The following is an 18,580-nucleotide window of genomic DNA, read 5'->3' on the forward strand; positions in this document are numbered from 1 at the left end:
CCGCCACCCCTCCTATGCTCGTTCGCATGAGTACAGCGGCTCAGTGTCCCAGGCCCATGCCACTTCATTCGGTGTCGGTGGCCGGAGCCGTCGTGCGTGAGGACGGGCGCATTCTCGCTGTCAGGCGGGCCGACAACGGACGGTGGGAACTACCGGGCGGAGTGCTGGAGCTCGATGAGTCGCCCGAAGCCGGCGCTTGCCGCGAGATCTTCGAGGAGACCGGCATAGAGGTCAGCGTCGAGCGGCTGACCGGCGTCTACAAGAACATGATGCGTGGCATCGTCGCCCTCGTCTTCCGCTGCAGCCCGGTCGGTGGTTGCGAGCGGACGTCGGACGAGTCGGCTGCCGTGACGTGGCTGACCCCTGAGGAAGTGATCGCGACGATGGCCGAGGCGTATGCCGTGCGCCTGCTCGACGCCCTCGGCGATGACACGCCGTATGTGCGCATCCACGACGGTCGTCGGCTCATGCCGGTTGGGTGAACAGAGGGGGAGCGAACCTGATTACCCTGCCTGCGAAGGGGGCCTTCATGGCCGAGCAGTGGGGTGCCTGATCGGCTCAGCAGACGGATTTAACGGCGAGCCACTCGACTTGAGAGGGAGAGCGGACATGTCCACAGGCTTTGGCCTGGTCGTACGTTTCACGCTTCGTGACGCAGAAGCCGGTGCGGGCTTCGACGAGTTGGTGTCCCGAACGCTGGAGCGGATCCGGCAGTACGAGCAGGGGACCGTGGTGTACGTGAGCCACCGCGTACCGGGAGAGCCGAAGCTACGGACCTTCTACGAGCTGTACAAGGACCGGGCTGCTTTCGACGCCCACGAACAGCAGCCGCACACGCAGCACTTCCTCGCAGAGCGAGAGAAGTTCGTGTGCCGGACCGACGTGACCTTCCTGGAGCCCGTCGACGGGAAGGTGTGAACGGGCGGGCGGCTCCCGAAGAGCAACGTGCGTACGGCGCACACGTGCTGCGCCCGACGGCAGCGGTAGCGGGGAAATGAAACCCCGACGGTGGGAGGGACACGCGTGAGCAGTGGCGACTTCGAGGCGGGCCCGGTGCGGCCGATCCGGCGGCGGGGGATCCGGCGTCTGGCCGAGTCCACCTGGGGTTCCGGCCGTTCGATCTGGTCGGCGGACGTCGGGGATCGGGCGCTGATCGTCGACCGGGTCGACGTCGCCGAGCATGCCGCGCCGCAGCGAGTGGCCGAAGTGCTGGGCCTGGAGTCCGGCGCGACAGTGTGCGTCAGGAGTCGGCGCTTCGTTCTCGACGGGAAGCCGGTTCAGCTGTCCACCTCGTACCTGCCCGCCGGCCTCGTGGCCGGATCCGCGATCACGCGGGAGGACACCGGGCCGGGAGGCACGTACGCGCGTCTCGCGGAACTGGGCCACAAACCGGTGCGCTTCCGCGAGGAGATCCGCACCCGGATGCCCTCCGCGGACGAAGCCGAGCAGCTCGCCCTCTCGCCGGGTACACCCGTCGTGCACATCTGCCGCACGGCATTCGCCGAGGGCGGCAACGCCGTCGAGGTCAGCGAGATGACGTTGGACTCCGCGTCGTACGTGCTGGAGTACGAGTTCGACGCCTGATACCCCGCAAGCGGCGAGGCGCAGGTCACATTCGTCCATGTCACAGGGCGGCGGGCTGTCTCGTCTCAGGGGTGTAGGCACCGACCACCGCTGAGGAGCACACCATGGACGCGCGACTGAACTACTTCGCCAGCCCCACCGCCGGCAAGGCCCTCAAGCACTTCATGGCCGCGGGCAAGGCGCTCAAGGACTCGCCGCTGCCGGCTGCGACGCAGGAGCTGGTGGCGCTGCGCGTGAGCCAGATCAACGGGTGCGCCGCCTGCATCGACATGCACACCAAGGAGGCCGCCGCTGCCGGCGAGAGCCCGGTGCGGCTGAACCTGGTCGCGGCGTGGCGTGAGGCCACGGTCTTCACCGAGGCCGAGCGTGCCGCGCTGGAGCTGGCGGAGGAGGGGACGCGGGTCGCGGATGCGGCCACGGGCGTGAGTGACGAGGTATGGGCCTCCGCTGCCAAGCACTACGACGAGGAGCAGCTCATGGCCCTGGTCTTCCTGGTCTCCTTCATGAACGCCGCGAACCGGCTGAACATCATCACCCAGCAGCCGGCCGGCGACTACGAGCCCGGGCAGTTCCACTGAGCGTGGCGGCAGGGCGTTAGCCTGACTCGGCGTCAAGGGGAGGGGATCCGGCGTGAGCAAGGTCGAGGAGTTCGAGGAGCTGCGTCCGCTGCTGTTCTCGATCGCCTACCGGATTCTGGGCAGCGTGAGCGAGGCCGAGGACGCGGTGCAGGAGACGTGGCTGCGCTTCGACGGCACGACGACCCTCCCCACGTCGGCCAAGGCTTTTCTGTCCACCGCGGTGACGCGCGTCTCGATCGACGTGCTGCGCTCCGCGCGCGTGCGGCGGGAGGAGTACGTGGGCCCCTGGTTCCCGGAACCGTTGCTGAGCGATCCGTACCAGGATCCGGCGCGTGCGGCGGAGCTGGCCGACTCCGTGTCGGTGGCGGCGCTCCTGCTGCTGGAGCGGCTGAGCCCGCTGGAGCGGTCGGTGTTCGTGCTGCGGGACGTGTTCGGCTTCGGGTTCGACGAGGTCGCCGCGGCGGTGGGGCGTTCGGAATCGGCGTGCCGGCAGCTGCTGGTGCGGGCGCGGCGCCACATGCAGGCCGGGCGGCCACGGTTCGCAGCGGACCGTCAGGAGCGGCAGGAACTGGCGGCGCGGTTCTTCGACGCGCTGAAGGACGGCGACATGGGCGCGCTGCAGAAGCTGCTGGCCGCCGACGTCCACATGGCCGGGGACGGCGGCGGCCAGGCCCCGCAGCTGGCCAGGGCCATCGTCGGGGCCGAGAACGTGGCCCGGCTGCTCGCCTCCGTCTTCCCCTGGATGGCCCGGATCGACGTCACGTTCGAGCCGCGCGAGATCAACGGCCAGCCCGGTGCGGTCTTCCGCGACCGGGACGGCAAGGTCCTGCACACCCTGGCCCTGGAGATGCTCGACGGGAAGATCCAGGCCATCCGATCGGTGATCAACCCCGACAAGCTCGGCCACCTCGGGCCGGTCGCCGACGCCTGGGCCGTCGACCGCGAGGTGAAGCAGGCCCGTCGGCAGTAGCCCCCCGCCGTCTCAGTCGAAGCGGATGTGCTTCGCCCCCGTCCAGGCCCGTCGCAGGCGGCCCCGGAGCGGGCTGTCCGTGTTCGGGGTCAGGGTGAGCCCCGCCGAGGCGGCCACGTGGTCGGCCACCTGCGCGACGGTGACGTCGTCCGTCCATACGTGCTCGCCGAACCCCTCCCCGCGCAGCCGCTCCAGGCACACGTCGAGCTTCGCGACGGCGAAGCTCTCGCGCCGCAACGGCGCGTCCTTGCCCGCCACCCGCTGTACGACGTGCCCGAAGCCGCGCTCGCGCAGGCGGCGCAGCACCGTCTCCCGGCGGGCCAGCAACGAGAAGTGGCGGACGTCGTGACCGCGCTCCCGCAGCCGGCCGACGGTCTCGTCGAAGTACACCGGGTCGATGACCGTCATGGGGACGATCACCGGCCCGTGGTGCCGGTTGAGGGCCAGGTCCAGCACCTCGCAGACACCCTGGCGCCAGGCCGGGAAGTCCTGGAAGTCGCCGCGCAGCGCCGGCGGCAGCATCCGGTGCAGGCCGAAGCCGACGTGCTCGGGGTCGCAGACGACGCTGCCGGGCAGGCGGCGGTGGAGTTCGTGGGCGGTCTGGGTCTTGCCGCCGCCGAAGGGGCCGTTGATCCACAGAAGCATGCGCGGAGTCTAGGCACCGGTCGCGGTCCGTTTGTGGCCTGCCTATCGTGAGAAGTGGGGTAGTGGCGTCCTCGACGAGCGCGATCAGGAGCGCGAGCAGGAGTCGACGCAGAGGAGGAGCCATGACTTCGACGAGCCGGGAGGAGACGCCCGTCACCGTCCAGGGTGAGGGAGTCGAGGTGCGCACGCAGGACATCGGCGGCGGCATGGCCGTGATGTTCATGCGCGCCGGCAAGGGGACGGACCTGGGGCCGTTGCTCAAGGGGCTGCCCGACGACCTGTGCCAGTGCCCGCACTGGGGGCTGCTGACCAAGGGGCGGGTCCGGATGAGGACGAAGAGCGGCGAGGAGACGTACGAGGCCGGGCAAGCCTTCTACTGGGGCCCCGGGCACGCTCCCGAGATGGTGGAGGACACCGAGTTCGTGGACTTCTCACCCACGGGGGAGCTGGACAAGGTGATGGGGCACGTCAAGACCCAGATGGGGTGAGGCGGGGCCCCGCCGCCCGCGGGCGCTCCGCTTCGCTGCGCCACCGCGCGCAGCATGCCGGCTCAGCCCTCTGGCGTGCGCTCAGCCCGTCGTCGTGATCCGCAGGACGATCCCGCCGTCCGTGCCCGCCTCGACCGTCACCTGCGTCAGGTCCGTCACCGCGACGTCCGGGCCGTGCGCCGCCGCCCGGGGGCCGACGCCCACGACGCGCATGCCCGCCGCGCGGCCCGCCGCGATGCCGGCTTCCGAGTCCTCGAAGACGATGCACTCCTCCGGGGCGAAGCCCAGCTCCGCCGCGCCCTTGAGGAAGCCCTCGGGGTCCGGCTTGCTGGCGCTGACGCACTCCGCCGTGACGCGCACCGCGGGCATCGGCAGGCCGGCCGCGGTCATGCGGGCGCGGGAGAGGGGGCCGTCCGCCGAGGTGACGAGGGCGTGGGGGAGGGAGGCCAGGGCCGCCATGAAGGCGGGGGCGCCGGGGACGGGTACGACGCCGTCCATGTCGGCCGTCTCCGCGGCCAGCATGCGGCGGTTGTCCTCGTAGTTGAGCTCCATGGGACGGTCCGGCAGCAGGACCGCCATCGTGGCGTAGCCCTGCCGGCCGTGGACGATCTTCATGGCCTCGTCGGCGTCCAGGCCGTGCTCCTCGGCCCAGCGGCGCCAGCAGCGCTCGACGACCGCGTCGGAGTTGACGATCGTCCCGTCCATGTCCAGGAGCAGGGCACGTGCCGTGAGAGTGGTCATCGGTGGGCTCCAGAGCGCGCGCGGAAGAAGACAAGCGGCTCCACCCGCCGGTCAGGGAGTGCGGGCGGAGCCACTTTGTTTCTCAACGATACAAAACGGACCCCGTTGAACGCCAACGCCCCTGGTCGAAGCCCTTTCCGGCGCCCCGCCCGGGCCGCGTAACCGCCAGCCAATGGCCTATCCCAGCAGGCCGGGAACGCCCGTACGCCACACGATGGAGGCAGCGGAACCGACACCCCCGCCCCCGAGGAGCTCCCCATGGCCCAGGACACCCCGGGCACCCCGGGCCGCGCGGCGGCCGCGGGCCCCGCGTCCGCGTCCGCGCCCGTGCCCGGAGCGGGGCAGGGCGGCGGCGGAGTGCGCGTGGCCATCGGCGCGCTGCTGCTCGGCATGCTGCTGGCCGCCCTCGACCAGACGATCGTCTCGACCGCCCTGCCGACGATCGTCAGCGACCTCGGCGGGCTGGAGCACCTGTCCTGGGTGGTCACCGCGTACATGCTCGCCTCCACCGCCGCCACCCCCCTGTGGGGCAAGCTGGGCGACCAGTACGGGCGGAAGAAGCTGTTCCAGACCGCGATCGTCATCTTCCTCGTCGGCTCCGCGCTGTGCGGCCTGGCCGCGAACATGCCCGAGCTGATCGGGTTCCGGGCCCTGCAGGGCCTGGGCGGCGGCGGGCTGATGGTGCTGTCGATGGCGATCGTCGGCGACATCGTGCCGCCCCGCGACCGCGGCCGCTACCAGGGCCTGTTCGGCGCCGTGTTCGGCGGTACGAGCGTGCTGGGGCCGCTGCTCGGCGGGCTGTTCGTCGACCACCTCAGCTGGCGCTGGGTCTTCTACGTCAACCTGCCCATCGGCATCGTCGCCCTGCTGGTGATCGCCGCCGTGCTGCACATCCCCGCCGACCGCACCCCGCACCGCATCGACTACCTCGGCACCTTCCTCATCGCCGCCGTCGCCACCTGCCTGGTGCTGATGACCTCGCTCGGCGGCACCACCTACCCCTGGTCGTCCTGGCAGATCATCGGCCTCGGCGTGCTGGGCGTGCTGCTGCTCGTCCCCTTCGTGCTCGTCGAGCGGCGCGCGGCCGAGCCCGTCCTGCCGCTGGGGCTCTTCCGCGTCCACACCTTCGCGCTCTGCTCGGTGATCGGCTTCGTCGTCGGCTTCGCGATGTTCGGGTCCATGACGTACCTGCCGACCTTCCTGCAGGTCGTCCAGGGCGTCTCGCCCACCATGTCCGGCGTGCACATGCTGCCGATGGTGGCCGGCATCCTCATCGCCTCCACCGCCTCCGGACAGATCGTCAGCCGCACCGGCCGCTACAAGGTCTTCCCCATCGCCGGCACGGGCGTCATGGTCATCGGCCTGCTGCTGCTCCACCAGCTCAGCCCGTCGATCAGCACCACCGAGATGAGCGCGTACTTCTTCGTCTTCGGCTTCGGGCTCGGCCTGGTCATGCAGGTGCTCGTGCTCATCGTGCAGAACTCCGTCGGCTACGAGAACCTCGGCGTCGCCACCTCCGGCGCCACCTTCTTCCGGTCCATCGGCGCCTCGTTCGGCGTGTCCATCTTCGGCACGATCTTCGCCAACAAGCTCGGCCCGCGCATCGCCGACGCCCTGGCCGGCATCCCCCTGCCGCCCGGCGTCACCCCCGGCTCCCTCCAGGCCGACCCGCGCGCCGTGGACCGGCTCCCACCGGCCCAGCGCACCGGCGTGCTCGCCGCCTACTCGCAGTCGATCACCGACGTGTTCCTCTACGCCGTGCCGCCCGCGCTCGTGGCCTTCGCCCTCGCCTGGCTGCTGCGCGAGGAACCGCTGCGCGCCAGCGTCACCGCCCCCGACAACAGCGAGGTCATCTCCAGCAACCCCGTCGAGCGCTCCTCCCACGAGGAGTGCGCCCGCGCCCTGTCCCTGCTCGGCAGCCGCGAGGGCCGCCGCCGCGTCTACGAGAAGATCACCGCCCGGGCCGGGCTCGACCTCCACCCCGCGGCCAGCTGGATGCTGCTGCGCATCAAACGCGACGGGCACACCGAGCCGTCCCTGCTCGCCGAGCGCGTGGACGTACCGCTGCGGGTGGTCACCGAGGCGGTCCGGCAACTGGAGTCACGCGGGCTGGCGACCCGCGAGGGCCTGCAACTGGTGCTCACGGACGAGGGCCGGCGGGACGCGGACCGGCTGTTCGACGTGCGCGAGCAGATGCTCGCCGACATGCTGGGCGACTGGTGGACGGCCGAGGACCGCCCCCACGACCTGGAGCAGCTCGTCCGTCACCTGAACGCCGAGCTGTGCGGATCGGACGCCGAACAACCCCACGACGGCGAGGCCCGCACCGGCCACCCCCACGACGACCACCGCGTGGACCACCACCTGGACCACGGCCATGGCTACGGCCAGGGCCAGGGCCGCGGCCCCGGCCACTAGCCGACCGCCGCACCACCGGCCGCCCGGTCCGCCGCCAGCGTCTTGCCCAGCCACACATCGGCGTACGGCCGGTGCGCGTCGTACGCCGGGATGCCCGTGAAGCCGTGCCGCGCGTACAACCGCCGTGCCTCCACCAGGTCCCCACGGGTGTTCAGCACGATCCGCCCGGCGCCCCAGGCGCGCGCCGTGGACTCGGCCGCCGCCATCAGCGCCTCCGCGCCCCCGAGCCCGCGCCGGCCGGCCCGTAGGTACATCCGCGTCAGCTCGGCCGTGCCCCCGTCGAGCCGCCGCAGGCCCACACACCCGCCCGCCGCCCGTTCCCCGCCGTGCCGGGCCACGAGCAGTACGCCGTCCGGGGGAGCGAGGTCGTCGCTGGGGTCCTCGGCCAGATGGCGCTCGATCTCCTCCGGCGTGCACCGCCGCCCGTGGTGCAGCAGGTACCAGCGGTCGGCCACGTCGGTGAGGTACTCCCGCAGCAGCGCGGCCGACTCGGCGGAGCCGACCGGCTGCGGGGTGATGGTCCAGGAAGCGAGGGCGTCGGTCATGGCCCGGATCGTCGCACGCGACCTGTCGGGGACTCAGCTCTTTTTCGGCGCCGCCTGCTGGACGACCTCGAAGGACCACAGCGTCGACCCGGACGCCGCCGGCCGCTGCTTCGGAGCGCCCTCGCCGCCGCCCTGGTGGGCGGCCTTCATCGGGCCCTCCATCCAGGCCGTGAAGTCCTCCTCGCTGCGCCAGCGGGTGTAGACGAGGTACTGGTCGGTGCCCTCCACCGGACGGAGGAGTTCGAACCACTCGAAGCCGTCGGAGTTCTCCACGGAGCCGGCGCGGGAGGCGAAGCGCTGTTCGAGGACCTCGCGCTGCTCGGCCGGGACGGTCAGGACGTTGATCTTGACAACACTCATGGCCCCATCCTGCCGCACGCGCGCCGGAGATCCGGCGAGGGGAGGGCGGAAGCGGTCAGCGGGGCCGGCCCGCGTCCGTCAGGGTGGTGTTGAGCTGGTCCAGCGTCAGGGGCGGGGCCGGGAGGGGGCCGGAGACCTGGGGGCGGAAACCGTCGAAGAGGAGCGCGAGGTAGCGGCGCCAGGAGCCGGGGGCCGCCGTGGCGGCGGCGGGGACGTAGCGGCCCAGGGCGGCCAGGGCGAACAGGAGGTCCTCCGTCACCACTTCGGGGCGCATCGTGCCCTGTTCCTGGGCGCGGCGGACGAGCAGGCCGACCGTCTCGTGGTTGTGCTCGCGCAGTTCGGCCAGGGTCGGGCCCGCCGGGATCGCGGTCGTCATCAGTTCGATCGCGCCGCGGTCGGCGGCCAGCCCTTCGAAGATGCGTTCCATATAGGCAACGAGCGACGCGAAGGCGTCCTCGCCCCGCCGGGCCTGCTCGCCCGCGGCCAGGCTGCGGCCGAGGGACTCGCCGAAGACCGCCTCGATCAGCGCCTCGCGCGTGGGGAAGCGCCGGTAGAGGGTGGCGTTGCCCACGCCCGCGCGGCGGGCGATCTCGTCGAAGGGCACCTCCAGGCCCTGCTCGGCGAAGAGTTCCCGGGCCGCCGCGACGAGGGCCTCCCGGTTGCGCCGGGCGTCGGCCCTCAGGGCCGGGGACCGCTGTTCACTGCTGCCACTGCTCATGAACCGCACCCTAATGGCCCTTCGGGCGTTGGAATCAGGCCACCTGTGGGAGGTTGTCAGGTGATGTGGGGGTGACCTGCGTCTGTTCCGCAGGACTCAGTAAGGTCTCAAACAGCCCTACGAGGCTGACCGTGCCGGGCGACTGGAGGAGCGGCGAAGCGTGGCGGATGCAGAGCGCGGCGGGCTGGGAAGTCCGCCCAGGGCGGGCTCGCGGACCGGCATGGCCCTGGGAGCCCTGTGGATCGTCGCCGCACTGCTGGCGGTGCGTCAGGCGGCGGCGGTGCTCCGGCTGCCTCCGGAGCGCCGGTTCACCGACCTGGAGACGTGGATCGGCGAGAACGGCGTCCTGCACGTCGGCGGATCCCTCTACGAGACCGACCGGTTCACCGGAACACCCTTCTCCGGGCTCGTCCTGAAACCCCTCACCAAGGCCGCCGAGCAGAGCCTCGGCATCGTCTGGACCCTCGGCACCCTGCTGCTCGTCGTCGCCGTCGCCCTCGTCGCCGCCCGCGCCCTGCCCGGCCGCGCGGACGGCGGCCCCGTCAGTCGCCGCACCGCCCTGCTCGCCGCACCCGCCGCGGTCATCCTGACCGTGACCTCCCTCCCGGTCCGCAACACCTTCATCCTCGGGCAGACCAGCATCATCCCCGTGCTGCTGGTGCTCCTGGGGTGCTGCCTGCCCCGCGTCGTCCAGGGCTCCGGCCGGGCGAGCGGCGTCCTCGTCGGCGTCGCGGCGGCCCTCCAGCCCGCCGTGCTCCTCTTCACCCCGCTGCTCTGGCTCACCGGCCGCCGCCGCGCCGCCGCGACCACCGGCGTCACCTTCGCGACCTGCACGGCACTGGCATGGGTGACGATGCCGGACGACTCGTGGACGTACTGGGTGCACCACATCGCCGGGGCCGGCCTCGGCGAGAAGCCCGACGGCCTCGCCAACCAGTCCCTGCACGGCCTGCTGCTGCGCATCGGCCTGCACGGCCCCGTCGAGCTCGCGCTGTACGCACCGCTGGCGATCGCCGTCACCGTGCTCGGCCTGCGCCGCGCCGTGCGCTACGCCCGGGACGGGCAGCCGCTGCTCGCCACGGCCATCACCGGCTGCGTCGCCGTCGCCGTCTCGCCCACCGCCTGGCAGCACCAGCAGCTGTGGATCCTCCTCGCCGTCGTCGGGCGGGTGGGCCGGCGCCGCGCCGACCGGTTCGTGTGGCCCGTGCTCGTCGTGCTCGTCATGACGCTCACCAGCACGGTCCTCATGCCGGTCAACCCCGTCCTCGCCCCCGTCGGGGAGCACGCGCCGCTGCTGGCCGCCCTGGCCGCGGCCTGCGCGGTGCCCTTCCTCTCCCGCTCCTCCGCGTCGTGGGACGCGCCCGAGCCCACCCCGGTGGCCGAGCCGCAGCGCGGCCGCTTCGCCTGGGTGCCGCTCCTGGGCTTCTTCAAGCGCGCGATGAACCGCCCGAACCTGCTGCTGGAGCTGATGCTGATACGGGTCGGCTACTGGGTCTACTCGTACATCCGCGGCCAGGCCCCGGACTCGCGCAGTCTCGCGGAGTCCCACGGCCGTCAGATCATCGGCATCGAGGAGTTCCTGCACCTGGACGTCGAGCGCGGCTTCAACCACTTCGTGGCGGGCGTCGGCTGGCTCAAGGACAGCATGAACTACTACTACGGCACCTTCCACTTCCTGGTGCCGCTGTCCCTGCTGGGCTACCTGTACCTGCGCCGCCCGGCGACGTACCGCTGGGCGCGCACGGCGCTGGGCTTCGCGACGCTGATGGCACTCGTCGGCTTCTGGCTCTACCCGCTGGCACCGCCGCGGCTGATGCCGGGCCGCGGCTACATCGACACCGCCAACGGGCCGCAGGACCTGTCCCACCCCGACTTCGGGGCGCTGACGGAGCTGTCCAACCAGTACGCGGCGATGCCCTCGCTGCACATCGGCTGGTCGCTGTGGTGCGGCGTGGTGATCGCGACGGTGGCGCCGAAGCGGTGGATGAAGTGGCTGGGCATGCTGTACCCGCTGCTGACCTTCTCGGTCATCGTCGGCACGGCCAACCACTACGTGCTGGACGCGGCCGGCGGCGCGCTCGTCGTCGCCTCCGGCTTCGCCATCCAGTACGCGCTGACCGGCCCCGGCCGGGTGGCCCTGGCGGTGATCCCGGGGGCGCGGGGCGAGAGCGACGCGCTCAAGCCCGAGCCGGTACGGGCCGGAGGCTGATCCGGCCCGTCCGGGCCCGGACGGGCGGTGCGGCGGTCAGTCACCGACCGTGATCAGCGACGCCGGGTCGGTGACGTCCTTGACGTCGTAGACCGCGTTGAACACCGAGGTCGTGGAGGCGGTCGGGCACCCGAAACCGCCCGTGACCTTCACCGCGACCTCGGCGTCGGCGACGGTGATCCGCGAGGGGGTGCCGCCGGAGCCGTTGGTGAAGGTGGCCGGGAACGTCACGGGCCCGTCGGGAGCCGCGGTGATGGTGCAGTTGGCCAGGCCGCTGCTCTTGAGCACGAAGCCCCCGGTGGGGATCGTGAGCGACGCCGTGATCGGCGATCCGTTCTGCATGGAGACGGTCCACGTGCCCGAGGTGGTGACGTTGATCTCCACCGGCAGGCTGGAGGAGCAGTCGGAGTAGGTGGGCGCGTTGATGCCGCTGGCCACGGGGCCCGAGGCGTTGGAGTTGCCCGGCGCGTCGGGGACCTTGTTGTTGCCGCTGCCGGCCGAGGGCTCCGAGCTGGAGGCCGCACAGCTCGCGGTGACGGAGCCGGCCTTGAAGGACGCCTCGCCGTTGAGGGAGGCCGTGAAGGAGTGTCCCGCCGGCCGGACCGTGGTGGACGCCGCGTCCGTGACGTGGGCCGAGGCGGTGCCCGTGCCGCTCAGGGTCAGCGCGGCGGTGACGGCCAGGCCCGCGCCTGCGGCCAGCAGGGCACGGCGGGGACGGGGGGCGGGGGTGTGGGAGGTCACGGTGACTCCTTGGGTGGGAGATGGCGTGGTGGTGCCGGTGCCTCTGCCTGCGTCTGTGGCTGTGTCTGTGCCGGATGTGTCTGTGCCGGGTACGTCCGCGTCCGGTGTGTGTCCGTCCGGGGGCCGGGGAGCGGGGTCCCGGACGGCTCCGATGCCGGTTCCAGTGGGGTCCAGGCGAAGATCATGCCGCCGCCGATGACGCCGACGACGGTCCCGAAGAGGAAGCCGCCGAGGTTGGACATGACGAGCGTGGCCGTCGCCACGAGCACGGTGAGGACGCCGGCCAGGCCCCGGTACTGCGGGGCGAACCACGCGGACAACCCCATCACGATCATGACCAGGCCCATGAGGACGCCGGGGATCCCCGCGATGCCCTGTTCCAGCATGATCTTCAGTGGCGCCAGCGGGATGGCGCAGATCTCGGCGCCCGCGACGACGGCGGCCAGGCCGCCCCAGAAGGGGCGGCTCCTGCGCCACCGCCGCCATGCGGCGCGCGGCCGGCGCCGGGAGGGTGCGGGGCGGGCGGCCTCGGCGCCGCCGCCCGGCACGTCAGAAGCACTCATCCTTGCCGAGCTTGATGTTCATGTTGAGCCCGGAGAGCTTGAACTTCCCGGCGTTGGTCGCCCACGCCGTCTGGCGCAGGCCCGTCATCTTGATGGACTTGGCCTGCTGCCCGAAACCGTCCTGCAGGCCCTGCGCGGAGGCCGGCCCCTTGTTGAGGGTCGAGGCGTCCCGGCCGATCTCGATGTTCTCGAACTCGGCGTCGCCGGACATCTGGGTGGCGTCGATGAAGAGGTCGGTCGCCTCGACGACCTTCGCGCCCTGACCGGCGTACAGCTTGAGCGAGATGTCGCCGATCACCGGCAGGGTGGTGACCACGGACTGGCACAGGTCGCGGATCTCGGCGTTCTTGACGGCGGTGACGGCGACGGGCAGCAGTTTGCCGCGCGCGTTCTTGTCGATGCCGCCGTACTGGGCGAACCCGGTGCCCGTCAGGCTCGACGCCCCGACCTTGAACTCCTGGCCGGACACGGCGAACGAGGCGGCCAGCGCCCCGTCGGCGAGCGCGACGGCCAGCGCGGCGGTGGCGGCGAAGCCCGGCACGGCCACGACGGCGAACCTGCGCCACCTGACGCGACCCGCCACCTGTCTTCCCTGAGCTTCCTTCATGTGGATGTCCCCTCGGAGGGTGGAGTACACGAGGGAGCGGGCACTGCGGTGCGCGACGTAGCGCATATGTGCGCCGTCCCGAAGGTGTACCCGAGAGTAAGTCCGCCGGTTGAACCTGACAAGGGTTCAGGTATGGACCGGATGTTCGATGGACTCCCTTGGCCGGAAAGGGAGTTGGAGGGCAGGGAATGCGCCCTTACGCGTAGCTGACCCGCAGCTCCTTGATCCCGTTCAGCCAGGCCGAGCGCAGCCGTCGCGGCTGCCCGGCGAGCCGGATTCCGGGGGCGGTGTCGGCGATGGCGCCGAAGATGAGGTCGATCTCCAGGACCGCGAGGGACTTGCCCAGGCAGAAGTGCGGCCCGCCGCCCCCGAAGCCGAGGTGGGGGTTGGGGTCGCGGGTGATGTCGAAGACCTCGGGGGCGTCGAAGACCTCGGGGTCGTGGTTGGCGGACGCGTAGAAGAGGCCGACGCGCCGCCCCGCCGCGATGCCGACGCCGCCCAGCTCGGTGTCCCGGGTGGCCGTGCGCTGGAAGGAGACGACGGGGGTCGCCCACCGGACGATCTCCTCCGCCGTGGTGGCCGGGCGTTCGCTGCGGTAGAGCTCCCACTGTTCGGGGTGGGTGAGGAAGGCGTGCATGCCGTGGCTGATGGCGTTGCGGGTGGTCTCGTTGCCGGCGACGGCCAGCATCAGCACGAAGAAGCCGAACTCGTCGGAGCCGAGATTGCCCTCGTCCTCGGCGGCAACCAGCCGGCTGACGATGTCCTTGGCCGGATGCCGGGCGGGGTGCCGGGTGCGGTCGGCGGCCAGGTTCATGGCGTAGCCGATGAGCTCCGCCGCGGAGAGCGTGCCGGTCTCCTCGGTGACGGCCAGTTCCGGGTCGTCGTAGGAGATCATCTTGTTGGACCAGTCGAAGATCCGCGCGCGGTCCTCCTGGGGGATGCCGATGAGCTCGGCGATGGCCTGCAGCGGCAGCTCGCAGGCGATGTCGGTGACGAAGTCGCCGCTGCCGTGCTCGCGCGCCGCCGTCACGATGGCGCCCGCCCGCTCGCGCAGGGCCGTGCCGAGGGCGCGGACGGCGCGCGGGGTGAAGCCGCGCTGGACGATCCGGCGGACCCGGGTGTGCTCCGGCGGGTCCATGTTGAGCATCATCAGCCGCTGGGCGTCGATCTGTTCGCGCTTGATGCTCGGGTGGAAGCGGATGACCGAGGTGTTGAGGGCCGAGGAGAAGACGTCCGGGCGGGTGGAGACCTCCCGGACGTCCGCGTGGCGCGTGACGGCCCAGTAGCCGTCGTCGTCGAAGCCCGCGAGGCCGTGCGGCTGGGGTATCCACGCCACCGGTGCGCTGCGTCGCAGCCGGGCGAATTCCGGGAGCGGGACGCGGTAGCGGTAGAGGTCCGGGTCGGTGAGGTCGAAGCCGTCGGGCAGCGCGGGACAGGACGACATGGCCACCACTCCACTTCTGACGGTGCATCAGAAAGCTGTCGGCCGACGGTAGTGACGAGCCCGTGCACCGGCAAGGGAAACGACGCCATCTGTTGCGGAGGCGGGCCGTGCGCGACCCTTGTGTACCGGGGGTAACGCTCGCGAGACTGCGGGCGGGAAACGGGAACACGTACCACTTCTGCCGGGGGCGCCGGGACGCCCCGCGGACGCGAGGAGAGGACGAGTTGGTCATGGCCGCGGAGCCCGTCATCGTCGAAGCCGTACGCACCCCCATCGGCAAGCGCGGAGGCGCGCTCGCCAATCTGCACCCCGCCTACCTGCTCGGCGAGACCTACCGGGAGGTGCTCGCGCGCACCGGCATCCAGCCCGACTGCGTCGAGCAGATCGTCGGCGGCACCGTCACCCACGCCGGCGAGCAGTCGATGAACCCGGCCCGCACCGCCTGGCTCGCGATGGGCCTGCCGTACGAGACGGCGGCCACCACCGTGGACTGCCAGTGCGGCTCGTCCCAGCAGGCCAACCACCTCGTCGCCAACATGATCGCGACCGGCGTCATCGACGTGGGCATCGGCTGCGGGGTCGAGGCCATGTCCCGCGTCCCCCTCGGCAGCGGCTCCAAGCACGGCCCCGGCAAGCCCTTCCCCGACGAGTGGAACGTCGATCTGCCCAACCAGTTCGAGGCCGCCGAGCGCATCGCCCGCCGACGCGGCCTGACCCGCGAGCGGGTCGACGCCCTCGGCCTGCTCTCCCAGCAGCGGGCGGCCCGGGCCTGGGCGGAGGAACGTTTCAAGCGGGAGACCTTCGCCGTGCAGGTGCCCACCACGGAGGAGGAACAGCTCGCCGGGCAGGGCATGTGGCGCCTGGTCGACCGCGACGAAGGGCTGCGCGACACGAACCCCGAGGCGCTGGCCGGACTCAAACCCGTCATGCCCACCGCCGTCCACACCGCCGGCAACTCCTCGCAGATCTCCGACGGCGCCGCGGCACTGATGTGGGCCTCCAAGCGCATGGCCCGGGCCCTGCGGCTGCGCCCCCGCGCCCGGATCGTCGCCCAGGCGCTCGTCGGAGCCGACCCGCACTTCCACCTGGACGGGCCCATCGACGCCACGCGCGCCGTGCTGGGGCGGGCGGGGATGTCCTTGCGCGACATCGACCTGGTGGAGGTCAACGAAGCCTTCGCCTCGGTGGTGCTCTCGTGGGCGCACGTCTTCGAGCAGGACCTGGAGAAGGTCAACGTCAACGGCGGAGCGATCGCCCTCGGCCACCCGGTCGGCGCCACGGGTGCGCGGCTGATCACGAGCGCGCTGTACGAGCTGGAACGGCGGGACGGGGAGTTCGCGCTGATCACGATGTGTGCGGGTGGTGCGCAGGCGACGGGGACGATCATTCAGCGGCTGTGAGGCCGCGGGGCGTGTGGGGGCGTGACGCACTGCGGCCGGCATCCCGTACGGGATGCCGGCCGCAGCGGCACGTCATGAGGTCCGATCGGTTCGATCAGTACCAGTTGTGGGCCTGCCAGAAGTTCCAGGCGCCGCAGGGGCTGCCGTAGCGGTCCTTCATGTAGTCCATGCCCCACTTGATCTGGGTGGCGGGGTTGGTCTTCCAGTCGGCACCGGCGGAGGCCATCTTGGAGCCGGGCAGCGCCTGGACCAGGCCGTACGCACCGCTGGAGGCGTTGGTGGCGGTGTGCTTCCAGCCGCTCTCGTGCTCGACGATCTTGCTGAAGCACTGGAACTGGGCCTCGTTCGAGATCATCTTCCGCGCGATCTCCTGCGTGGCGCTCGTCGAGGGGGCCGCGGCGGCCTGCGCCGGAACGGCGGTCAGGACGGCACCTGCGGTGCCCAGGGCCAGGGCGGCGCCGGCGGCGGCGACGAGCTTGCGGGAGGCGAAGCGGGTGATGGTCGAGAACGTCACGGCGGAAGGTCCTTCCGTCGGGGGCAAAGGCGTGCCGCCCGGAGCGTCGTGCTCCCTGGCGGCTCAACCAACCTGACCGAAGCCCCGGGGGTCTGGCAAAGCCCCCTGTGCACGAAGGACCTTCGCAGAACGGCCGAACCGGCGGGCCGGCATCCGGGGCGCAGGGGTGCGCACGGTACGGCGTGGCTTCGTATGTGACGGGCCTCATGTGCCCCGCCTCACCGGAGGCGTCAGGGGCGCAGGGCGTCCGGCCCCTTACGGGGAGGGCGTGGAGTGGCCCCGGTCACGCGGGTGGGCGGGCCGGGCCTCCTCGAAGGCGACCGGCGCGTCGAAGGCGGCGCGGCGGGTGGCCCGGCGCAGGGCCTTGAGGACGGTGGGCCCCAGGGTGAGGGTGGCCAGGACCGTCACCAGGGCCCGGGGCAGGTCCCAGCCCAGGGACGTGGCGAGGCAGTACGCGACGAAGCGGGCGAGGTTCTCGGCGACGGGGTCACCGGGCACGAAGGCGACGCCGGAGACGAGGGAGCCGATGTAGGGCCAGCCCTGGAGGTTCATGACCGTGCCGTAGGCGACGGAGGCCACGGACCCGTACGCCGCGAGCATCCCGAGCTCGCGCCGCCCGCGCAGCCGGTCGGGCCCGGGGAGCAGGCCCGCGCCCATGGCCACCCAGCCCATGGCCAGCATCTGGAACGGCATCCACGGCCCCACCCCGCCGGTGAGCAGGGCGGACGCGAACATCGACACGGAGCCGAGGACGAACCCGAAGCCGGGGCCGAGGACGCGTCCGGACAGCACCATCAGGAAGAACATGGGCTCGATGCCGGCCGTCCCCGCCCCGAGCGGCCGCAGCGCGGCCCCGGCGGCGGCGAGCACGCCGAGCATGGCGATGGCCTTGGCGTCCAGCCCGCCGTCGGCGATCGTCGCGACGACGACGGCGAGCAGGAGCGGGAGCAGCGCCGCGAACAGCCACGGAGCGTCCTGCGAGTGCGCGAGCCCGGAGCCGGGGGAGGCGAGCAACGGCCAGCCGAAGGCGGCGACGCCGACGAGGGAGACGAGCACGAGCGCGACGACGGCCCGGGGCCCGAGCCGGACGGCCCGCACCTGCCGGTCGCGGGGGCCGGCGTGGCCGGCCTGCGGGTTCCGGGGCGGGGGAACCGGGAGGCCGCCGGGCCCCGCGGTCGGCTGGGCCTCGCCGTGGGCGTCCGTCACGACGTCTCCCCCAGTGCCGAGCGGACCTGGGGCACCGTGAGCCACGGCAGTGGCGCCAGGACCTTCGCCACCTGCGGGGAGAAGGCCGGGGACGAGACCACGACCTCGGCCGTCGGGCCGTCGGCCACGACCTCGCCCTCCGCGAGGATCACCACGCGGTGCGCGAGCTCGGCCGCCAGTTCCACGTCGTGCGTGGCCAGCACGATGGCGTGACCCTCGCCGGCCAGGCCGCGCAGGATCTCCACCAGGCGGGCCTTGGCCGCGTAGTCCAGGCCGCGCGTCGGCTCGTCGAGGAGGATCAGCGGCGGCCGTGCCGCCAGCACCACCGCCAGTGCCAGGGCCAGGCGCTGGCCCTCGGACAGGTCGCGCGGGTGCGTGGCGTCGCCCACGTCCGGCAGCAGCCCGGCCACCAGGGCCCGGCACGTGCCGGGCCCGGCGCCCGCGTCCTGGTCGGCCGCCGCGCACTCGGCGGCGACCGTGTCCGCGCACAGCAGGTCGCGCGGCTCCTGCGGGACGAGGCCGACGTGGCGCAGCAGCTCGCGGGGGCCCGTCCGGTGCGGTACGGCGCCGCCCACGCGGACCGTGCCGCGCGAGGGCTCGTGCATGCCGACGAGCGTGCGCAGCAGCGTGGACTTGCCGGCGCCGTTGCGGCCCATGAGGGCGACGGTCTCCCCGGCCCGTACGGACAGTCCGACCTCGCGCAGTGCGTCGACGCGCCCGTGCCGCACGGCCAGGCCCGTGACCTCGGCGGCGGCAGCCGTGCCCGGTTCGGTGGCGGCTGCGGGGCGCCCTGCCCTGCGCAGCAGGCGGGCCGCCGCCCCGCGCGGGCGCCGTGCCGGCTCCGGGGGC

20 protein-coding genes and 1 pseudogene are annotated in these 18,580 nt (G+C 72.2%); 9 read left to right on the forward strand and 12 right to left on the reverse strand.

Translation table 11 applies throughout. The features are described from left to right. Positions 1 to 14: 14 nt before the first annotated feature. The 5 genes and pseudogenes from LE181_RS05540 to LE181_RS05560 all read left to right on the forward strand — a co-directional run bounded on the left by LE181_RS05540 (position 15) and on the right by LE181_RS05560 (position 3,132). Positions 15 to 482, forward strand: coding sequence for an NUDIX hydrolase (locus tag LE181_RS05540; protein WP_372458250.1), 468 nt, complete (start codon positions 15 to 17; stop codon positions 480 to 482). A gap of 127 nt (positions 483 to 609) precedes the next feature. Next, positions 610 to 918: a putative quinol monooxygenase gene (locus LE181_RS05545; RefSeq protein WP_225660005.1), complete on the forward strand. Its 309-nt coding sequence runs from the start codon at positions 610 to 612 to the stop codon at positions 916 to 918. A gap of 138 nt (positions 919 to 1,056) precedes the next feature. Next, positions 1,057 to 1,584, forward strand: a pseudogene (locus tag LE181_RS05550) (GntR family transcriptional regulator); the annotation flags it as partial. A 104-nt stretch (positions 1,585 to 1,688) separates the two neighbouring features. After that, on the forward strand, positions 1,689 to 2,162 hold the full coding sequence (locus LE181_RS05555; protein WP_225660006.1) for a carboxymuconolactone decarboxylase family protein: 474 nt from the start codon (positions 1,689 to 1,691) through the stop codon (positions 2,160 to 2,162). 52 nt (positions 2,163 to 2,214) lie between these two features. Continuing rightward, a complete protein-coding gene (locus tag LE181_RS05560) occupies positions 2,215 to 3,132 on the forward strand; it encodes an RNA polymerase sigma-70 factor (protein ID WP_225660007.1) in 918 nt (305 codons plus the stop codon). 12 nt (positions 3,133 to 3,144) lie between these two features. Here LE181_RS05560 and LE181_RS05565 read toward each other — a convergent pair whose 3' ends face one another. Then, positions 3,145 to 3,777: an AAA family ATPase gene (locus tag LE181_RS05565; protein ID WP_225660008.1), complete on the reverse strand. Its 633-nt coding sequence runs from the start codon at positions 3,775 to 3,777 to the stop codon at positions 3,145 to 3,147. A gap of 122 nt (positions 3,778 to 3,899) precedes the next feature. Here LE181_RS05565 and LE181_RS05570 point away from each other — a divergent pair, with 122 nt between their 5' ends. Beyond that, a complete protein-coding gene (locus LE181_RS05570) occupies positions 3,900 to 4,265 on the forward strand; it encodes a cupin domain-containing protein (RefSeq protein ID WP_225660009.1) in 366 nt (121 codons plus the stop codon). 81 nt (positions 4,266 to 4,346) lie between these two features. On the opposite strand, the gene LE181_RS05575 is transcribed toward LE181_RS05570, so the two are convergent. Continuing rightward, positions 4,347 to 5,006, reverse strand: a complete 660-nt coding sequence (locus LE181_RS05575; protein ID WP_225660010.1) for an HAD-IA family hydrolase — start codon at positions 5,004 to 5,006, stop codon at positions 4,347 to 4,349. 258 nt (positions 5,007 to 5,264) lie between these two features. On the opposite strand from LE181_RS05575, the gene LE181_RS05580 reads away from it, so the two are divergent. Continuing rightward, positions 5,265 to 7,424: an MFS transporter gene (locus LE181_RS05580; RefSeq protein WP_225660011.1), complete on the forward strand. Its 2,160-nt coding sequence runs from the start codon at positions 5,265 to 5,267 to the stop codon at positions 7,422 to 7,424. Here the strand turns inward: LE181_RS05580 and LE181_RS05585 are convergent. Genes LE181_RS05585 through LE181_RS05595 form a run of 3 tightly spaced genes read right to left on the reverse strand, consistent with a single transcriptional unit; the run spans position 7,421 to position 9,047 of the window. Further along, positions 7,421 to 7,969, reverse strand: a complete 549-nt coding sequence (locus LE181_RS05585) for a GNAT family N-acetyltransferase (RefSeq protein ID WP_225660012.1) — start codon at positions 7,967 to 7,969, stop codon at positions 7,421 to 7,423. The genes LE181_RS05580 and LE181_RS05585 overlap by 4 nt on opposite strands. Positions 7,970 to 8,002: 33 nt before the next feature. Then, entirely contained in the window at positions 8,003 to 8,329 is a 327-nt protein-coding gene (locus LE181_RS05590) for an antibiotic biosynthesis monooxygenase family protein (RefSeq protein WP_225660013.1), read from the reverse strand. Between the two features lie 55 nt (positions 8,330 to 8,384). Further along, the gene (locus LE181_RS05595; RefSeq protein WP_225660014.1) at positions 8,385 to 9,047 is read right to left on the reverse strand and encodes a TetR/AcrR family transcriptional regulator; all 663 of its coding nucleotides are present in this window, start codon (positions 9,045 to 9,047) and stop codon (positions 8,385 to 8,387) included. A gap of 220 nt (positions 9,048 to 9,267) precedes the next feature. Here LE181_RS05595 and LE181_RS05600 point away from each other — a divergent pair, with 220 nt between their 5' ends. Continuing rightward, positions 9,268 to 11,256 (forward strand): bifunctional glycosyltransferase 87/phosphatase PAP2 family protein, encoded by a 1,989-nt coding sequence (locus LE181_RS05600; RefSeq protein ID WP_225660026.1) that lies wholly within the window; start codon positions 9,268 to 9,270, stop codon positions 11,254 to 11,256. A 36-nt stretch (positions 11,257 to 11,292) separates the two neighbouring features. On the opposite strand, the gene LE181_RS05605 is transcribed toward LE181_RS05600, so the two are convergent. From LE181_RS05605 to LE181_RS05620, 4 genes are all read right to left on the reverse strand, one after another. Next, positions 11,293 to 11,997, reverse strand: a complete 705-nt coding sequence (locus LE181_RS05605) for a hypothetical protein (RefSeq protein WP_225660015.1) — start codon at positions 11,995 to 11,997, stop codon at positions 11,293 to 11,295. Beyond that, on the reverse strand, positions 11,994 to 12,560 hold the full coding sequence (locus LE181_RS05610) for a DUF6114 domain-containing protein (RefSeq protein ID WP_225660016.1): 567 nt from the start codon (positions 12,558 to 12,560) through the stop codon (positions 11,994 to 11,996). The genes LE181_RS05605 and LE181_RS05610 overlap by 4 nt, the downstream gene beginning before the upstream one ends. Further along, positions 12,547 to 13,167, reverse strand: a complete 621-nt coding sequence (locus LE181_RS05615) for a DUF6230 family protein (protein ID WP_225660017.1) — start codon at positions 13,165 to 13,167, stop codon at positions 12,547 to 12,549. Before LE181_RS05615 ends, LE181_RS05610 begins: the two co-directional genes overlap by 14 nt. Positions 13,168 to 13,363: 196 nt before the next feature. Then, complete coding sequence (locus tag LE181_RS05620) at positions 13,364 to 14,611, reverse strand: cytochrome P450 (protein WP_225660018.1); 1,248 nt, start codon at positions 14,609 to 14,611, stop codon at positions 13,364 to 13,366. Positions 14,612 to 14,841: 230 nt separating this feature from the next. Between LE181_RS05620 and LE181_RS05625 the strand changes: the two genes are divergently transcribed. Continuing rightward, entirely contained in the window at positions 14,842 to 16,011 is a 1,170-nt protein-coding gene (locus tag LE181_RS05625) for a steroid 3-ketoacyl-CoA thiolase (RefSeq protein WP_225660019.1), read from the forward strand. A gap of 94 nt (positions 16,012 to 16,105) precedes the next feature. Here LE181_RS05625 and LE181_RS05630 read toward each other — a convergent pair whose 3' ends face one another. The 3 genes from LE181_RS05630 to LE181_RS05640 all read right to left on the reverse strand — a co-directional run. Then, positions 16,106 to 16,525, reverse strand: a complete 420-nt coding sequence (locus tag LE181_RS05630; protein ID WP_225660020.1) for an aggregation-promoting factor C-terminal-like domain-containing protein — start codon at positions 16,523 to 16,525, stop codon at positions 16,106 to 16,108. Between the two features lie 255 nt (positions 16,526 to 16,780). Next, positions 16,781 to 17,623: an ECF transporter S component gene (locus tag LE181_RS05635; protein WP_225660027.1), complete on the reverse strand. Its 843-nt coding sequence runs from the start codon at positions 17,621 to 17,623 to the stop codon at positions 16,781 to 16,783. Between the two features lie 104 nt (positions 17,624 to 17,727). Then, a partial coding sequence (locus LE181_RS05640) for an energy-coupling factor ABC transporter ATP-binding protein (RefSeq protein WP_225660021.1) occupies positions 17,728 to 18,580 on the reverse strand: 853 nt, incomplete at its 5' end.

Source organism: Streptomyces sichuanensis, assembly GCF_020328095.1.
Taxonomy (GTDB): domain Bacteria; phylum Actinomycetota; class Actinomycetes; order Streptomycetales; family Streptomycetaceae; genus Streptomyces; species Streptomyces cinnamoneus.